Annotated in this window: 12 protein-coding genes; 10 read left to right on the forward strand and 2 right to left on the reverse strand. The window is 40.3% G+C overall.

What is annotated here, in order from left to right; genetic code table 11:
• The first annotated feature begins 237 nt into the window (after window positions 1-237).
• The 4 genes from RB160_RS12565 (at window position 238) to RB160_RS12580 (ending at window position 5,815) form a co-directional block, all read left to right on the forward strand.
• Complete coding sequence (locus tag RB160_RS12565) at window positions 238-1,815, forward strand: glutathione ABC transporter substrate-binding protein (RefSeq protein WP_316570720.1); 1,578 nt, start codon at window positions 238-240, stop codon at window positions 1,813-1,815.
• A 77-nt stretch (window positions 1,816-1,892) separates the two neighbouring features.
• Complete coding sequence (locus tag RB160_RS12570) at window positions 1,893-3,131, forward strand: amidohydrolase family protein (RefSeq protein WP_316570721.1); 1,239 nt, start codon at window positions 1,893-1,895, stop codon at window positions 3,129-3,131.
• Between the two features lie 13 nt (window positions 3,132-3,144).
• Window positions 3,145-4,365: an amidohydrolase family protein gene (locus RB160_RS12575; RefSeq protein ID WP_316570722.1), complete on the forward strand. Its 1,221-nt coding sequence runs from the start codon at window positions 3,145-3,147 to the stop codon at window positions 4,363-4,365.
• Window positions 4,366-4,603: 238 nt separating this feature from the next.
• Complete coding sequence (locus tag RB160_RS12580; protein ID WP_316570723.1) at window positions 4,604-5,815, forward strand: CAP domain-containing protein; 1,212 nt, start codon at window positions 4,604-4,606, stop codon at window positions 5,813-5,815.
• Between the two features lie 243 nt (window positions 5,816-6,058).
• Here the strand turns inward: RB160_RS12580 and RB160_RS12585 are convergent, their stop codons facing one another.
• On the reverse strand, window positions 6,059-6,778 hold the full coding sequence (locus RB160_RS12585; RefSeq protein WP_316570724.1) for a glycosyltransferase family A protein: 720 nt from the start codon (window positions 6,776-6,778) through the stop codon (window positions 6,059-6,061).
• 415 nt (window positions 6,779-7,193) lie between these two features.
• Between RB160_RS12585 and RB160_RS12590 the strand changes: the two genes are divergently transcribed.
• The 6 genes from RB160_RS12590 to RB160_RS12615 all read left to right on the forward strand — a co-directional run bounded on the left by RB160_RS12590 (window position 7,194) and on the right by RB160_RS12615 (window position 15,868).
• On the forward strand, window positions 7,194-9,263 hold the full coding sequence (locus RB160_RS12590) for a DUF4179 domain-containing protein (protein ID WP_316570725.1): 2,070 nt from the start codon (window positions 7,194-7,196) through the stop codon (window positions 9,261-9,263).
• A 540-nt stretch (window positions 9,264-9,803) separates the two neighbouring features.
• The gene (locus RB160_RS12595; RefSeq protein ID WP_316570726.1) at window positions 9,804-10,802 is read left to right on the forward strand and encodes a DMT family transporter; all 999 of its coding nucleotides are present in this window, start codon (window positions 9,804-9,806) and stop codon (window positions 10,800-10,802) included.
• Window positions 10,774-10,947, forward strand: a complete 174-nt coding sequence (locus tag RB160_RS12600) for a hypothetical protein (protein WP_316570728.1) — start codon at window positions 10,774-10,776, stop codon at window positions 10,945-10,947. Before RB160_RS12595 ends, RB160_RS12600 begins: the two co-directional genes overlap by 29 nt.
• Before the next feature lie 234 nt (window positions 10,948-11,181).
• Window positions 11,182-12,813 carry an L-glutamate gamma-semialdehyde dehydrogenase gene (gene pruA / locus RB160_RS12605; protein ID WP_316570730.1) on the forward strand — a complete coding sequence of 544 codons (1,632 nt, stop codon included), beginning with the start codon at window positions 11,182-11,184 and terminating at the stop codon, window positions 12,811-12,813.
• A 254-nt stretch (window positions 12,814-13,067) separates the two neighbouring features.
• Entirely contained in the window at window positions 13,068-14,510 is a 1,443-nt protein-coding gene (locus RB160_RS12610; protein WP_316570731.1) for an HD-GYP domain-containing protein, read from the forward strand.
• A gap of 113 nt (window positions 14,511-14,623) precedes the next feature.
• Entirely contained in the window at window positions 14,624-15,868 is a 1,245-nt protein-coding gene (locus RB160_RS12615; RefSeq protein ID WP_316570733.1) for an MFS transporter, read from the forward strand.
• A 133-nt stretch (window positions 15,869-16,001) separates the two neighbouring features.
• Here the strand turns inward: RB160_RS12615 and RB160_RS12620 are convergent, their stop codons facing one another.
• On the reverse strand, window positions 16,002-16,586 hold the full coding sequence (locus tag RB160_RS12620; protein ID WP_316570735.1) for a uracil-DNA glycosylase: 585 nt from the start codon (window positions 16,584-16,586) through the stop codon (window positions 16,002-16,004).
• Window positions 16,587-16,747: the final 161 nt, after the last annotated feature.

Below are 16,747 nucleotides of genomic sequence, written 5' to 3' on the forward strand. Positions count from 1 at the left end.
CGCGATAGTCCTTCTCCGCATAAAATTATTTCAATTGAGTTATGTACAAAATTATCAAAATTTAAGTGAAAGTAAATATTTTTCAAATGAGTTGTCAATATACTTTAAAATCTTGTAAATATTCTGTAAATAATCCGAAGAATCTTCTTCTATAATGCAGATAGGGATGTGAAAGATTCATTTTCTTTTAATCCACTACAGTAGGAAAATAACAACATAAAGAAAGGCGAGGCAAAAATGGGGAAAAAAAGACGAACTGTAAAAAAAGGCATACTGTTAGTATTAATTGGTTTAATGTTAGTGATTGCGTCAGCATGTTCAACTAAACCTACTTCTTCAAATGTAGGAGTTGCTAAAAAGGGAGAGGGGAAGCAAGGCGCTACCTTAACGGTTGTTCGGCTCTCTGATGCAACGAAATTGGATCCACATTTTATTACTGATATTCCATCAGCAAATATCATCTACCAAAAAGTCTATCAGGGACTAGTGGTTCCCGATAAGGATTTTAAAATTCAACCTCTTCTAGCAAAAGAATGGACAGTAGTCAATGATACAACATGGGAATTTAAGTTAAGAGATGACGTTACGTTCCATGATGGGGCGCCATTTAATGCTGAAGCTGTTAAAGCAACGTTTGATCGGTTATTAGATCCAAATACAGGATCGCCACAGCGTGAGAAGTTTTCAATGATTACCGAAGTAAAAGTAGTCGATGAGTATACTGTACAATTATTGCTGGCTTACCCTTATGCACCATTGTTATCGATTCTGGCCAGCCAGGAAGGAAGCATTCTCAGTCCAAAAGCTTTAGCTGAAAATCCAGAAGGATTAGCCGATCACCCTGTTGGAACTGGGCCATTTGTATTCGAACAATGGAAGAGCGGCCAGGAAATATCATTAAAGAAAAATGAAAACTATTGGGGCAAGAAGCCTACTATTGATCGTGTCGTATTTAAGGTAGTACCTGAAGATGCTACTCGCCTCGCAATGATTGAAACAGGGGAAGCACACATAAATGACCAAGTTCCTGTCACTGAAATTGAACGAATTGACGCGTCCGATAAGATGGCTCTTTACCGTACAGAAGGACTTGCTGTAGAATATGTTGGTTTTAACACAAAGAAAAAACCACTCGACGATGTAAAAGTACGGAAAGCAATCAGCCATGCAATTGAAAGAGAAGCAATTATTAAAGGTGTCTATAATAACGTTGGAACTCTTGCTAACGTAGCAATGAGCCCTAAGGTGAATGGGCATAGTGATAAGGTTCAGCCATACGGTTATGATTTAAATGAAGCTAAGAAATTACTAAAAGAAGCGGGTTATGAAAAGGGGCTCAAGATTTCATTGCTGACAAGCGATCGGAAAGAACGTATAAACATGGCCGAGGTAATTCAGTCTCAATTAAAAGGAATTGGCGTGACGGTCGATATTCAAGTAATGGAATATGGTGCATATATTGAAATGCTCAATAATGGAGAACACGATTTATTTATTAGCGGCTGGGGGAATGCAACAGGGGATGGAGACTACAATCAGTATAATTTATTCCACTCTGCATCACAGGGCCCTGCAGGAAACCATTTCTACTATAGTAATCCAGAAGTAGACGAAATGATTGAAGCAGCTCGTAAGGAAACAGATGAAACCAAACGTCTAGACATTTATGAAAAAGTTATGCAAAAGGAAATAGACGATGCTGTTTATATTCCAATCCGTAACTATGAACATATGGCTGTACATAGTAAAAACGTAAGTGGTTATTGGTTGAATGCAGCAAATTATCTAATGATTGATGATGTAGTAATTAAGTAAATGATAGATAAATAATCAGTTGGAGGAGTACTTTTGTAAAAAAGTACTTTTCCTATTTCAACAATAGGAGGAGTTTCATGACTACTTTTTGGCTGAAAAATGTCCGCTTAGAAAAAGGCTACAAATATGACCAGAATCGTATTGCAGGAACCGAGACGGAAATTACTCATTTGAAAATTGAGGATGGAATTATAGCTGAAATTACAGATGTTTTGCCGTCCTCAGATGAGAACCAATTCGATGCTAATACTCATCTACTGCTTCCGTCATTGCAAGATATGCATATTCACATCGATAAAACTTATTACGGTGGTCCTTGGAAAGCCTGCACCCCCCCTACAAAAGGAATTTTTACTAGATTGGAAGAGGAAAAGGAATTACTTCCAAAGCTTTTGCCTACAGCCCAAGAAAGGGCAGAGAAAATGATTGAATTGTACTTGAAGAATGGACATACCCATATTCGGACTCATTGTAATGTTGATCCTATAATTGGCCTTAAAAATTTGGAAGCAACAGTAAATGCGTTGAAAAAGTATGAAGATGTGCTTACCTATGAAATTGTGGCCTTCCCGCAGCATGGCTTGTTAAAAAGTGACTCTGTCCAGTTAATTCGCGATGCAATGAAGAATGGAGCAACTTTAGTTGGCGGTGTCGACCCTGCTACCGTTGATCGAAATATTGAAAAATCCTTATATACGATTTTTGAAATTGCAGTTGAAAACAATACAGGCGTCGATATTCATTTACATGACCCTAATACTTTAGGCGCCTTTACTTTTGAACGAATGGCACATTATACGGAAGAGGCTGGGCTGAAGGGAAGAGCCACCATCAGCCATGGAATTGCTTTAGCCGATCTTCAAGGTGAGGCGCTGTGTGAAATGGCGGCTATGCTAAGAGAACTGGAGATTGATGTCACCACCACTGTTCCAGTAAATCGTACAACTATACCAATTCCTGCTCTTGATAAATTAGGTGTTAAAGTTTCCGTCGGACATGACAGTATTACAGACCACTGGTCACCATTTGGGACAGGAAATACGATTCAAAAGCTGGGAACCCTTGCAGAACGCTTCCGTTTATCTGATGAATATTCCTTATCCAAAACACTAAAGCATGGAACTGGGGGAGTTACCCCGCTAAATGAGAACGGAGAGCGTATTTGGCCAAAGATTGGCGATGAAGCAACGATGATGCTTGTGGACGCCTCCTGTTCTGCTGAAGCAGTTGCAAGAAGAGCTTCCGTCCAATCGTTATTTTTTAAAGGGAAAAAGGTTGAAAGTAAGTTAACGGAATCCAACCCGTTGGAGGTATAAAGGAGGTAATAAAATGGCCACTCCCTATTGGTTAACAAATGTAAAACTTGAAACTGGATATATACAGGATGAAAAAGGGGCTTATGAAACAAAAACAGACCTTTTTCACTTGAAAATTGAGAACGGAAGAATTGTTGAGAAGAAGAGTAATGGATTTGCAATTCCACAAGCTGAAAAAATAAAGGATGGAAAAGGATTATTAGCTTTGCCATCATTTAAAGAAATGCACAACCATTTGGATAAAACATATCTTTCACTTGATTGGAAGGCACCTATACCTGCTAAAAATTTGGAGGAACGGCTGCGGCTCGAAGCCAAGGAGCTTGGAGAATTAGCGCCAACAACAAAACAGAGGGCACGTGCCATGATTGACTTAATCCTCTCACATGGTTCAACACATATCCGCACGCATGTAAATATCGACCCTTATATAGGCTTAAAAAATCTTGAGGGGGTTAAAGCTGCTCTAGAGGATTACTCTGATAAGCTTACATATGAAATTGTCGCTTTCCCACAGCATGGGTTATTAAGAGATCAAGTGATTCCTTTAATGAAGGAAGCGATGAGATCAGGTGCAACCCTTGTAGGCGGATTAGATCCGGCGGGGATTGATCGAAACATTGAAAAATCATTGTATGAAGTAATGAATCTAGCGACTGAATTCGATGCGGATATCGATATCCATTTACATGATGGCGGGCATGTTGGCTTTTATACTGTAGATAAACTTGCAGAATTTGTAGAAGAGGCAGGATGGCACAATCGTGCAGCAGTTAGCCATGCTTTTAGCTTAGGGGACGTACCAGTACCTCAGCAAGAAGAAATTGCCGAAAGATTAAGCGGGCTTGGAATGTCTATCATGTCTACCATTCCGATTTCGAGAACCCTGCCTCCAATCGAGATCTTGGATCGCAAGGGCGTCCATGTTTATTTAGGCTGTGATGGATTCTATGATTCCTGGGGGCCATTCGGAACAGGTGATGTATTAGAAAAAGTAACACGTTATGGTGAATTGTACCGTAAGAGCGATGAACGCTCATTAGCACAGTCGCTTAAATGGGCAACGGGAGGCCCAACGCCTTTATCGAAGGATGGCGAAGTTGCCTGGCCGCTTGAAGGGGATGATGCAAGCCTTGTACTTGTCAATGCATCTTGTTCCGCAGAAGCAGTGGCAAGAACACCAAAACGGGAGGCAGTCATTTTTAAAGGAAAAGTGGTTTCTGGACAGCTATAATATGAAAAAAGTTAACGGGTCCTTTTGTTTTCACAATCCTTGAAGGTATCGGTAAGAATCTATAATTTTTAAATTACACCGCATATAATTGCGGTGTTTTTGTTTGTAAAAGAAGGAGGGGACTGCTGTTTACACCTAAAATATTTGGTTAATTTGGATTTTTTTACTACCGTTTTAAGGTATAATATCCTAGAAAAATAGTCTTATAGTAAAGGGAAAATGACAAAAGGGGCGTAACATGAAGAAATTACTATCACTGGGTTTGGCGCTTTCGTTAATCTTTGGGGGGATAACCCCATTAAAGCCAGCCGAACCAATAAAAGCCGCAGCAGCAGATATCACTTTCACCAAAGAGCAACAAGATGCTCTGAATCATATTAACGCAATAAGGAAGAAAGTAGGAGTAAAAGAAGTTAAACTGAATCCTTTTCTAACCAAGTCATCAGAGGATCATGCAAAATACTTAACATTGAATAATGTGCAAGGGCATGACCAGTCCCCTGATAAGAAAGGATTCACCGGTTACGGGCCTCATGAACGGCGTCTGGCAGTTGGATTTGATGTTCTTTTATCCTACATGACCAGCGAAGGGATTGCTTATGGCTGCGACTCCATTGCTGATGGAATTGATCGATTCATGAACTCTGCTTACCATAGACATCCTGTTATTTCTCCGGCATTGACCGAGGTGGGAATGGCAATTAACGATGGAAACGTGGTCGTGCAATTTTTAACAAATGGTGATGAAATGGATGATGCGGCGTATCCATACGATGGAATGACGGATGTCGAATTATCGTTTATTGGAGCGTCCGAAAGACCCAACCCTTTAGAACAGTTTAAAATAAAAAAATCGGGTTACATCATATCTTATACTCTTCCAAGTGCCATATCGGTTGATAATTATACGGTAAAAGTAACGAATAGCAAGGGCGAAGAAATACCTGTCTTCACGGAACATAAAAAATCTATTTTCATCTTCCCGAAATACGAATTGGCGCCATCTGAAACATATACGGTGCATATAGATTATGATGGGTTACATCTTATAATTCCAAAAGGAAGTCTTGATTTTCCAAAAATGAACGGCTCAAAGACGTGGTCTTTCACAACAAAGAGTTTAGCTCCTTCCCAACCATCAGCACCTGCAGCACCGAAGCCACCTGTCTACACTTGCCCGCCGGGAAAAGTATACTGGAACGGTTCGCACCTCAAACCGGGGCAGCTTGGCCGGCTGACTGTTCTCAAGAACACCCCGCTTTACAAACTGGAAGGAACAAAGAAAACTTTCTCTCGCATCCTAAAAGCCGGTGAGAGATACAATATCTACACCTTTAAAACTGGAGCGCTTGGTCTTGGCGGTGGTTACTATGTCGATCGGGATGAGCGGGTCAAGTACGAAACTCCTTCCAAGGAGAAGCTGGCACAAGCCAACTGCAAACGTCCTTAATGGGGGAACCGATAGAACCAAGCAGTAAGGAATTACTTGATCTAAATATCAAGCTGTTCATTCGAAAGAAAAGGGCTGAATCCAAAAAAATTAATGTCTTTTTGGGTCAGCCTCTTTTGTTGGGTTCTTTTACTAAAATCAGTTATTTTTCGAAAGCTTATTATGGAAGAGGACTCCTTCTTTGACCTGGAAAGAGTCGTCATCGCAAATATCAGAATTATAATCAAAACATAAGACTATTATTCACATAAATTCATTCAGTATTTTATCAACTTTAGAAGGGTCGGTTTCAACATCATCACCATCATAGTTATTAATAGTTTTTCTTGCATTAAATTTGGTTAAAACATTTTTGGAGTGAACAACTATAACAAAATTTCTGCCAGGGAGTATTTCGTGTTTTAAATCTATTAAGCCTGTATGCCCATTTTTTGTTACGATGATTTTTCCATTTAAGAAATCTTCTGTTTTATAAACTAAGGCACAAAAAGGAGGCGATTTCCTATATGTGGTTGTTATCTGGTGTTTAGTTGAATCATAAATATAGCCGTTTTGACACAACAGTACTTCTGTCTCCTTTTTCGGATTATATTTATACAACTGGTCAATAAACGTTTTATGATACATATCATCTGAATCGAGACGGACAATATATAAATGTTCAAAACCAGAACAAAGCTGCTTAAGGGTATTGCTATATTCGGAGGATTTAACGAATCGTATGTTATTTGGAAGTTTTTTGTATGCCTTTAGTTCATCTTTAATAGTCTCTTCAGATTTTGGGTCGTATTGAATTAATGTGATAAAATTTTGGTTTGTTTGTTTTTTCAAGCTATTTAGGGTGTACTTCATAAAAACTGACATTCTATAATTAATCCATTCTTTACTTAATCTCTCTTCCGATGTTGAAGAATTTGCCCAACTATTAAACTTTATTGAAATAATGATTTGTTTATTATTCAAGATACTCTCACTCCTTTCCTACATTGTATGTAAAATAATAATCGAGAGATTGTTTCTAAGCCTAGAAAACCTAATTATCAACATGGGCGAATATCTCCTGGTTAAAGCCGCCAAGAACAGTCCTTTTTACTGAAGGGAATAATCACTTCAAAAACTTGAATTGAAACTGGGAATAATCCTCTGCCTCTTCAACAACGACATGTTTTATCGAGCTGTTCGTCTAAAAGCACAGAATAGAGATTTTCGACCGTAAGACGGTGCTCGGATAATCTTCACGATTTGGTCTGGCTTTTTTAAAAGATTTTTACTCAGTATGCCGTATACACTCCGCAAATGCTCTTGTCTAATCGCTATTGCGAATAACTGGCTCTCCTTATATGATTAAGTAAAGAGGATAATCTAGGGGGAACACTTTATGATCCCAGCAAAAATAGAGCCCATTTCAATTACTCCAATAAGAGAAAAAAGCGTCGAATCCATCTTCAATTGGTTCGAGCTGCATAAACAATCGTTTTATATTTTGGGTTGCTCCTATCTTAGGGATCAGCGGCAATTGGAAGATCTTTTTTACCAAACCATCCTAAAAATACACAAGCAGCTGTCTCGATTCAAAAAGGAAACATCATTCGAAACGTGGGTTACGTCCATTTTTATACAAACGTGCCGGGAACTTTCTATCGATGGAAGGCTAAAAGCTTCGGATGAAGGTGAACCGCGCCCGGATTTGTTTCAAAAACTTGACCAGCTGAACGAGGATGAGAGGGAAGCGGTGGTCCTTACATACATAAAAGGTGTCTCCCGGGAGGAAGCGGCACTTCTTCTTAACGTTTCAGAGGAAAAGCTGAAAGAGCATTTGTTTTCCGGAATCCAGACGCTTAAAAAAGAGCTGGGCTATGGGCAGTGCGTCAATGGCTGTAAAGAGTATCATAAGCATTACATCGATTACTTGGACAGAACGATGGACCGGCCGAAAAAGGTCGATTTCGAAATACATATATATCATTGCCACAACTGTCAGGAAGATTTGGCTGCCTTTCAGGACGTCATGTTATCCTTGCGGGATCTTACTAAAAGGGTTGAGGATTTTCATCTGCCACCCAATTTTATGGAGAACGTCAAAGCCAGGCTGACAGAAAGGGAAAATCACAGGAGACTGAAGAACAAGAAACGGAAAAGAATGGGGATTGTTTTTGCAAGCATTTTTGCATTATTAATTGGTTTAGAAGTTTTTACAGGGACTTTTACCAACCTCTACTATGCATATACAGAAGAGGATGAGCAATTACGTCCTTTTCTGCAACAGGGCCTTGGGGAAATGCTGAACCTGGAGGCAGAAAGTGACGGGGTGAAAATCAGAATCAAGAGTGCGATTGCGGATGATGTACAGACGCTCATTTTTTATGAAGTAGAAGATACAACTGATGATAATCAATATGCGATCAATAACTTTGAAGGCGTTTTTGTGAAGAACGAACGTGAAATCATGAATCATTCAACACAGCCAAGATTCTATCCCCCTGACCTTAATTCAACTTTTAACACGGAAAAAAAGAACGTGTATCAAGGAAAGATGAGTCTGCGGCCACTCTCAAAGGATGAAGGGATAATCGAGCTTAGGATTACAAAGCTTCTGAAATTGATTCAAGATTCCTCTGGCAGGAATTTCAATCCTTTTGACAACACCGGAAATGAAAGAGGGGAGTGGAACTTTGAGATTCCCGTAACAAAACAGCCCTCTGTTGAATTTGCATTGAATAGAGAAACTGAAGTCGAAGGAATCCCGGTTCGATTTGATAAACTAACCATTGCTCCGACAACGACGATTCTGCAATTTGCGATTAATACAGAACAGCCGGATAAGCGGATAGATCAATTGAATTTTGACAATCTAAAAGTGAACAATAAAAAGGTGATAGCGGATATGTATGGGAGTCTTTACTTAGACTCACAACCTGAAGTTAATTGGAATTCTTTACAAACATACTTTGACCCGCTTTTTGAAAAAAAGCCAAAAGAGGTCAACGTTCAATTCAAATCTGCCAGTTTAACAATTCAAGACCAGAGGACCTTCGAACTGAATGCTTTACAGGAATTTCCTCAAACCTTTGAATATGCAGGCAGTACAATCTCCATCGACAAGCCTGAAGTTGGACAGGAAACGAAGTTTATAATAAGCAATCATGAAATTAAAAATAGGGCATATGAATCGCTTCACTTAGATTTTGTTGATGAAAATGGGTATGGAATTGGTAATATGATGGATTCTGAAGGAGTACTTGTTGATAAAAACGGGGTTGAATACGATATTCATAAAACTCCTGTCGCATATGAGAAAATTGAACAGCCACGATATTTCACTACTGTTCAAAGTATAATGGTTGATACTCTCAACGCCCCAGAGAATAAGATTCCTAAAAGTCTCAGAATTCATAGTTACAATACAACCAAATATTTGGACGAGGTTGTAAAGATTTCCGTAAAATAACATTCTTAATTTTAAAAATACCAAAGCTATCGCCAAACTGAAATGCCCCGTAATTGTTAAGAAAAACTAACAATTACGGGGTTTTTTCTATCAAATCGGCATTTCCCCTACTACGTGTTTGACCATCAAGGGACTTAACAGAAAAGTTGGGAAAATGTAGAGTAACGCAGTTGTTTTTAAGGGTTCTGAATCAAATTCTCTCCCTTGCTTTTTCTTTATTTTCGGAATAGGTAAGGTCTCAGCTGTTCTCTTTGGGAGAAGTATTGGAGCTTTGTTTTGTATTGCCTGAAGAAGTATAAATTTAATTCTTGATAGACAAATTAACTGTATATTGCCAGATGGTTCAAATAAGTGCCAAGAGGTGGCGACGTGCGAAAATGCTTATTCGCAAATTTGCATGGTATGGCAAAGTGATATTCTCTTTCCTCACCATCACCATACGATTAATTAATGTTGAGAGAAATGATTCATCAGAACAAAAGTTGATTCTTACTTTAGCTGGCTTCCGGTGAAATATTTTTTAGAGAAAAGGTTGATTTGATGAATGTGAAAAGTAGGAAACAAGCCAGAATAGGCATTGGCCTTGGAGCTACATCAGCAATTGCATGGGGGGTAGATACGGTAATCATCGGCCTGATTATAACAAGTACTCCTTTTAAAGAAGCCATTGTACTTGCACCCATTATAGCCGCTTTCATGCATGACTTTTTCTCTGCTATTTGGATTTCCTTACTAATGATTGCAAAAGGTGAATTTGTTAACGTTTTAAAGCTAATTAGAACAAAAAGCGGCTTCATATTGATTTTAGGGGGATTGTGCGGCGGGCCATTGGCCATGACTTTTTACTTTCTTGGAATCCAACATGCGGGGGTAACGTATGCAGCAAGTATTGCTTCCATCTTCCCTGGGATAGGTGCTGTGCTTGCTTTCTTTTTTTTGAAGGAAAAAATGGTCGGAAGAACCTGGCTTGGCGTAATTTTAAGCATCATTGGCGTCATAACATTGGCATATGTTCCTTCAAAATTTGATGTCGAGAGTAACTTTTTCATCGGGATATTGTTTTCTTTAGGTGCCGCTTTGTTCTGGGGACTTGAAGGGGTAATCAGTGCATGGGGAATGAGAGGGAAAAATGTGGTTCCGTTCTATGCAATTAATATAAGACAGTTAACATCGGCGCTAATTTTTGGGATAGTCATTATCCCGTTTGTTCAAGGTTATCCTTTAGTTTTTGATGCAGCGTCATCCAATATAGTGTGGTTGCTTGCTATAGCAGGTTTATTAGGAACCATGAATTATTCTTTATATTACGCATCCATTGATATTATCGGTGCTGCAAGGGGTCAATCACTGAACAATACGTATGTTTTTTGGGCTATAGCAACCGAAATTCTGTTTATTGGTACCCCTATCAGCTGGCAATTTGTCATTGGAACGGCAATCGTACTTTTAGGTTCTGTCCTTGTGTCAGGAAACATAAAAAGCTTAAAGGCTGATGGCGAGCCTAGATTAAATGAAGGCGGAAGCGCCAATCCGGTTTAAAAAACTGGAGACGGCATACGTTTTCTTGAAGATTGCTTTTCAAAGGGCCCGGGAATTGTATGAAAAGGCTCTGGCAATTGCTAAAGATAAAGAGGATATCGCAGCAGTAAAAGAGAGGCTTGAAGACCTGCCAGAAGGAATATAATAAGATCTTACCGGGGTTAAAAACCCCAATATGTAAGAAGCTCTTCAAAAATGGAAGCGCTTCTTTTTCATTGTTTCATGTTAGCTATTCATGTCAGGAGTGGATACCAATCCCTGTTCATGATGAGGGAAAGAGAGCGCAAGAATCGCGAAAGTATGATATACTACTGAGGGTGTAAATAAATATAGTTATATAATAGTGAAACAGTATTTTAACAGGAAGGAAAGTGAGACTATGAGTAACGGAATTTTTAAAATCCCTGCAGTTAAAAACGAGCCCGGCAATACGTATGCTCCTGGCACGAAAGAAAGGGAAACGTTAAAAGCGGAATTAAAGCGCCAGTCTGAAACAGTCATTGAAATTCCTGTCATTATTAACGGAGAAGATGTAAAGACAGATACAGTAAAGCAAGTTGTTATGCCGCATGCTCACCAGCATGTTCTCGCAAACTATTCGCAAGCGGGCGAAAAAGAACTTCGCGATGCTGTCGAAGCGGCGATGGCTGCAAAAGAAGCATGGGCAAATATGCCTTGGGAACATCGAGCATCCATTTTCCTGAAAGCGGCTGATTTGATCTCCGGTCCATACCGTGATGTCATGAACGCGGCTACAATGCTCGGCCAATCCAAAACAGCTTTCCAATCCGAAATTGATGCGGCCCAGGAATTAATCGACTTCCTGCGTTTTGGCGTTGAGTGTGCCAACCAAATCTATCAAATCCAGCCTGATAGCATGAAGAATATTTGGAACCGTACGGACTACCGTCCATTGGATGGTTTTGTATTGGCGATTTCTCCATTTAACTTCACGGCAATCGGCGGGAACCTGCCGGCAGCTCCTGCGATGATGGGGAACGTAGTTGTTTGGAAGCCAGCAACAACTTCCATTCTTGCAAACTACTATTTCATGCGTATCCTTGAAGAAGCTGGTTTGCCAAAAGGCGTCATCAACTTCGTACCTTCACGCGGTTCTCAAGTATCCGAGGTTGTATTGACAGACCCTCGCATGGCTGGATTCCATTTCACTGGTTCAACAGATACATTCAACACAATTTGGAAAACAGTCGGTGAAAACATTTCCAAGTACCAATCCTATCCTCGCCTAATTGGGGAAACTGGCGGTAAAGACTTTGTATTTGCCCACGAAACAGCACAAGCGGATAAAGTTGCTGCTGCCCTTGTTCGAGGGGCATTTGAATACCAAGGCCAAAAATGTTCGGCAGCCTCACGTGCTTACATCCCTGCCAGCATGTGGGAAGCAGTAAAAGGAAAGCTGCTTGAAGAAACCGCAAAGCTCAAAGTTGGTGATGTCCGCGACTTTAGGAACTTCATGGGCGCGGTTATCGATAAGCCTGCTTTTGATTCAATCACAGGCTATATCGACTATGCGGCTAATTCCGAAGATGCGGAAATTATCGCGGGCGGTACGTACGATGATTCTGTCGGGTATTTCATTCAGCCGACAATTATTGTAACAACCAATCCAAACTTCAAGACAATGGTAGAAGAAATTTTCGGACCAGTCTTGACTATCTATGTTTACGAAAATGATAAATTGGAAGAAACTTTAGATGCGGTTAATACAGCGTCTATCTATGCATTAACTGGTGCAATCTTTGCCCAGGATCGCAATGCAATCATTCACCTGGAGCGCCGTTTGTCCGAAGCAGCCGGAAACTTCTACATCAATGACAAGCCAACTGGCGCAATGGTGAACCAGCAGCCATTCGGCGGTTCCCGCGGATCCGGCACGAACGACAAGGCTGGTTCCATCTTCAACATGATTCGCTGGACTAGCCCTCGTGTCATCAAAGAAAACTTTGTGCCAACAACGGATATCGCATATCCATTCATGGACGAAGAATAAGATACGATTCAAAAAAGCGGTTGAAACGAATTGTTTCAGCCGCTTTTTAATTTTGCCTTGTTTTTTAAAAATTGGCCCATTCATTAAAAATGGTGGGCTTTTCTTCTTGAATTTTTCGGACAGTGGTGCAACCAATTCGTAAAAACTACTTTTGCAGTGAAGAACCAAAAATTTATTATATTTACATATTCTTACCATGTTAAAATAGAAAGGGATTCACAAAATTCGTACTGTTATTCAGCCCGGAGGATAAGATGAAAAAAATAGTGACTTTACTTCCTTTCCTAGCAATAATTTTCCCGTATGTTGTATTTGAATTGATTCATTTGGGGATTTTCATGAATCCTGCATTGGTACATCCGCATGGCCATTTTTATATTGTTTCGATTGTGTCCATTCTTGCTTCAGGGATTGCGATTTTGGTAGGGATAGCTGGCAGCAGGCTGAGGAATATAAAAGTCAGTATCCTTTCGCTGGCATTTATATCATTGTCTATTATGTTTTCAGTCCATGGCCTTTCTACACCATCCTTTATTTTTGGAATTACAAGCTTGCCTGGTGTAGCGGCGCAATTAAGCATGTTGCTCGTAACAGTTTGGCTATGGCTCTCTTCTTTCTCCTCTAATAATAAATTTATAGTTTTCCTAGCATCCCAGCAAAAAATCCTGGTTCCTTCCTGGACAATTGCCCTAAGCATTTTTTGCACAATCGGCCTTCTGAATCCAGGGATTGTTGACATTGTTCCTCTTAACATGAATCCGTTAAAGAATATCATTACCATCCTTGTTCTTTTGCTTAATGGGCTGACAATACACAGGTATTTCCAGTCGTATCGTTTTACGCGGTTTCCATTGCAGCTGGCAATTGTTTATAGCTCTGGCTGGATCATGGTGTCCCAGATTATTATGGTAAGAGGATTATTGTGGAGCCTGAGCTGGTGGATTTATCATTTCCTTCTTCTTGGTTCGATGGTGGTAATGATCATTGGCCTTTACAAGCAATATGCCGTAAAAGGGACAGTAACAGAGTCACTGCGATCGCTGTTTATCACTGATCCTTTTGAGCGGGTAACAAATAGCATGCCGTCTAGTATCAGGGCACTTGTGGCTGCTACAGAGGAGAAGGACAGTTATACTGCAGGGCATACTTTCAGGGTAACGCTATATGCATTGAAACTAGCAGAAGAGATGGGACTCAAACCAGAAGAACTGCGGATTATTCTACAAGGTTCCCTTCTTCATGATGTCGGGAAGATACGCATTCCAGATCATATCCTGAATAAACCAGGAAGACTGACGAAGGAAGAAAGATTGTTGATTGAGGAACATCCTATAACAGGATTTAATATGTGCAAAGGGCTTGGATTTTTAAAAGAAGAATTAAGCATCATCCGGTCCCATCATGAAAAGTGGGATGGTACAGGATATCCGGATAGGCTTTCTGGAGAAAGCATACCATTATATGCAAGAATCGTAGCCGTGGCAGATGTATATGACGCACTCACCTCGGAAAGGTCGTACCGGAAAGCATGGACTCACGGCCAGGCAATGGAATTTTTAAAAGAAAATATAGGAACCCACTTTGATCCTGTCTGTGTTGCGGCCTGGGAAGCGGTATGTATAAAGGATCCATTTGTTTATCAATATCCTTCAGAATTCATAAAGGATGGGAAAATCGTTAAGAGGGCTTTAGCTTAAAGAAATTTACATATTGTCATACATGTGTTGAAGCTGTCGCAAAAACGGGTACAAGAAGTGTAACTTTGGGTATACTGCTGTTAAACAGAAATGAAGGAATGAGTTGTTACGTAATGATTGTAGAAACGAATGATCATAAGGAGAATTGGTTCAGGAATATCATTCTCTTTTTAACCAGCCAGACGATATCGCTCTTTGGATCATCCCTAGTTCAATATGCGATGATGTGGTACATCACGTTAACGACAAAATCGGGATTAATGATGATGTTGTATATCATTTGCGGCTTCATCCCAACGTTTATTTTATCGCCGGTTGCTGGGGTTTGGGCCGATCGCTACAACCGGAAAATGCTAATTGTATTAGCAGACGCGCTTATTGCAGTGGCTACATTAATTCTCGCTATCCTTTTTTTAATGGGGTTTGATTCGATTTGGCTGCTTTTTGTGATGGCTGCGATCCGTGCCTTTGGTACGGGAATTCAGACGCCGGCTGTCGGGGCTATTTTGCCGCAAATCGTTCCGAAGGATAAGCTGACAAAGGTAAACGGAATTAATGGAAGTATCCAAGCTATCATCATGTTTGTGTCTCCAATGGTCAGTGCGGCGTTACTGGCATTGGCTTCAATTGAATTTATTTTCTTCATTGATGTCATTACAGCAGCGATAGCCATTGTGACATTACTTGCTTTCTTAAAAATTTCCGCGCATAAAAAGGCAACGGTAAAGCAAACAACGAGCTACTTGAGTGACTTCAAACAAGGCTTGCACTATATAAATAGCCATTCTTATCTAAAGCAATTTTTCCTTTTCTTTGCGGTCTTTTTTGTATTGATGGCGCCAGCGGCATTTTTGACGCCACTGCAGGTTGCCCGGAGCTTTGGCGATGATGTATGGAGGTTAACTGCAATTGAGATTGCCTTTTCAATCGGGATGATGGCTGGCGGCGGAATTATTGCCGCCTGGGGAGGCTTCCAAAATAAAGTCAAAACGATGGCATTTGCGAGTGTGGTCATGGGAGTTTGCACATTCGCGCTTGGAATCGTTCCAATCTTTTGGATTTATTTAATCTTCATGGGCATTTTCGGAGTTACAATGCCAATTTTCAACACTCCGACGACCGTTCTTTTGCAGGAAAAAACCGAAGAGGACTATTTAGGAAGAGTTTTTGGAGTCATGGGGATGATTGCAACCTCGATGATGCCAATCGGAATGCTTATATTTGGCCCAATCGCCGATATAATCAAAATCGAATGGCTGCTGATAGGAACGGGTGTGTTCATTATTGTATTGGCTATCTTGTTAGGACGGAACAAAGTATTAATCGAGGCTGGAAAACCGGCTTTAGAAGAATCTTAAATTATGGAACGAACTTCAAAGAGGAATTTTTAACCGCCTTTTTTGTTCCAGCCATAAAATAATCCCTAGGAGCAAGCAGAACTGATTTTTCAGACTGCCAGCTTTTAGGGATGTTTTTATCCATGATGATAGTTTAACTTACAGGCCTTTTGTTAAAGAAATGCGCTGCGGCTAATTTGAAGTCCGCTAATAATAACGGCCATAGATTTGGGCGGCGCCGGACAGCCAGTGGATGGTACGCCGCGATAGTTTTGTAACCATGAACCTCATGGATTTTACCCCTTAATGATTTTACGTCAGTATCGTTATTCTCGAAGAAGGATTGGACAGCGATGTTGCCGAGGCAGACAATAAGCTGAGGGTGCTTTAATTCAAGCTGCTGTTTCAAATGATTCATGCAGATTTGCCTTGTTCGCTCTTTATCGTATTTTCTAACAGGTTTCCTCTTTAAAACATACGTTACATATAAATCCTCGGCTTGAAAACCTGCTTCAAAGGCAGCTTTTTGAAGCGTTTGCCTTGTTCCGCATAAAAAGGGTTTACCTTCCCGGTCCTCCCGCGCACCCGGATTGTCCAGGAGAATTAGGAGAGGTGCATGCGGATTCCCTTCACCCCAAACCATCCTTGAGCCATGTTTGTCCAGGCCGCATTCGCTGCAATTTATCAGGTTTTCAGGAGTTGGTTCCTCGTTCCACAATGAGGCACAAAAATTAGCCATTTTCCTTCTCCTTAACGTATGTTTACTTTCTTACTATGCCCAATGGTTTCCTCTAAATTATAATTAGTCATTTTGCTGAAAGGGGAAAGGTTTTTGATCGCCAATCGTTTTGTCTTTTGAAAAAAACCGGGTATGAGCGGTATTCAATCAAAACTCACAAA

This window comes from Neobacillus sp. YIM B06451, from assembly GCF_032667185.1.
Lineage (GTDB): Bacteria > Bacillota > Bacilli > Bacillales > Cytobacillaceae > Bacillus_D.

Excerpts from the sequence above, each read along its gene's own strand:
- RB160_RS12565 (WP_316570720.1), top strand. The coding sequence starts at position 238 with ATGGGGAAAAAAAGACGAACTGTAAAAAAAGGCATACTGTTAGTATTA.
- RB160_RS12570 (WP_316570721.1), top strand. The coding sequence starts at position 1,893 with ATGACTACTTTTTGGCTGAAAAATGTCCGCTTAGAAAAAGGCTACAAA.
- RB160_RS12575 (WP_316570722.1), top strand. The coding sequence starts at position 3,145 with ATGGCCACTCCCTATTGGTTAACAAATGTAAAACTTGAAACTGGATAT.
- RB160_RS12580 (WP_316570723.1), top strand. The coding sequence starts at position 4,604 with ATGAAGAAATTACTATCACTGGGTTTGGCGCTTTCGTTAATCTTTGGG.
- RB160_RS12590 (WP_316570725.1), top strand. The coding sequence starts at position 7,194 with ATGATCCCAGCAAAAATAGAGCCCATTTCAATTACTCCAATAAGAGAA.
- RB160_RS12595 (WP_316570726.1), top strand. The coding sequence starts at position 9,804 with ATGAATGTGAAAAGTAGGAAACAAGCCAGAATAGGCATTGGCCTTGGA.
- RB160_RS12600 (WP_316570728.1), top strand. The coding sequence starts at position 10,774 with ATGAAGGCGGAAGCGCCAATCCGGTTTAAAAAACTGGAGACGGCATAC.
- pruA (WP_316570730.1), top strand. The coding sequence starts at position 11,182 with ATGAGTAACGGAATTTTTAAAATCCCTGCAGTTAAAAACGAGCCCGGC.
- RB160_RS12610 (WP_316570731.1), top strand. The coding sequence starts at position 13,068 with ATGAAAAAAATAGTGACTTTACTTCCTTTCCTAGCAATAATTTTCCCG.
- RB160_RS12615 (WP_316570733.1), top strand. The coding sequence starts at position 14,624 with ATGATTGTAGAAACGAATGATCATAAGGAGAATTGGTTCAGGAATATC.
- RB160_RS12620 (WP_316570735.1), bottom strand. The coding sequence starts at position 16,586 with ATGGCTAATTTTTGTGCCTCATTGTGGAACGAGGAACCAACTCCTGAA.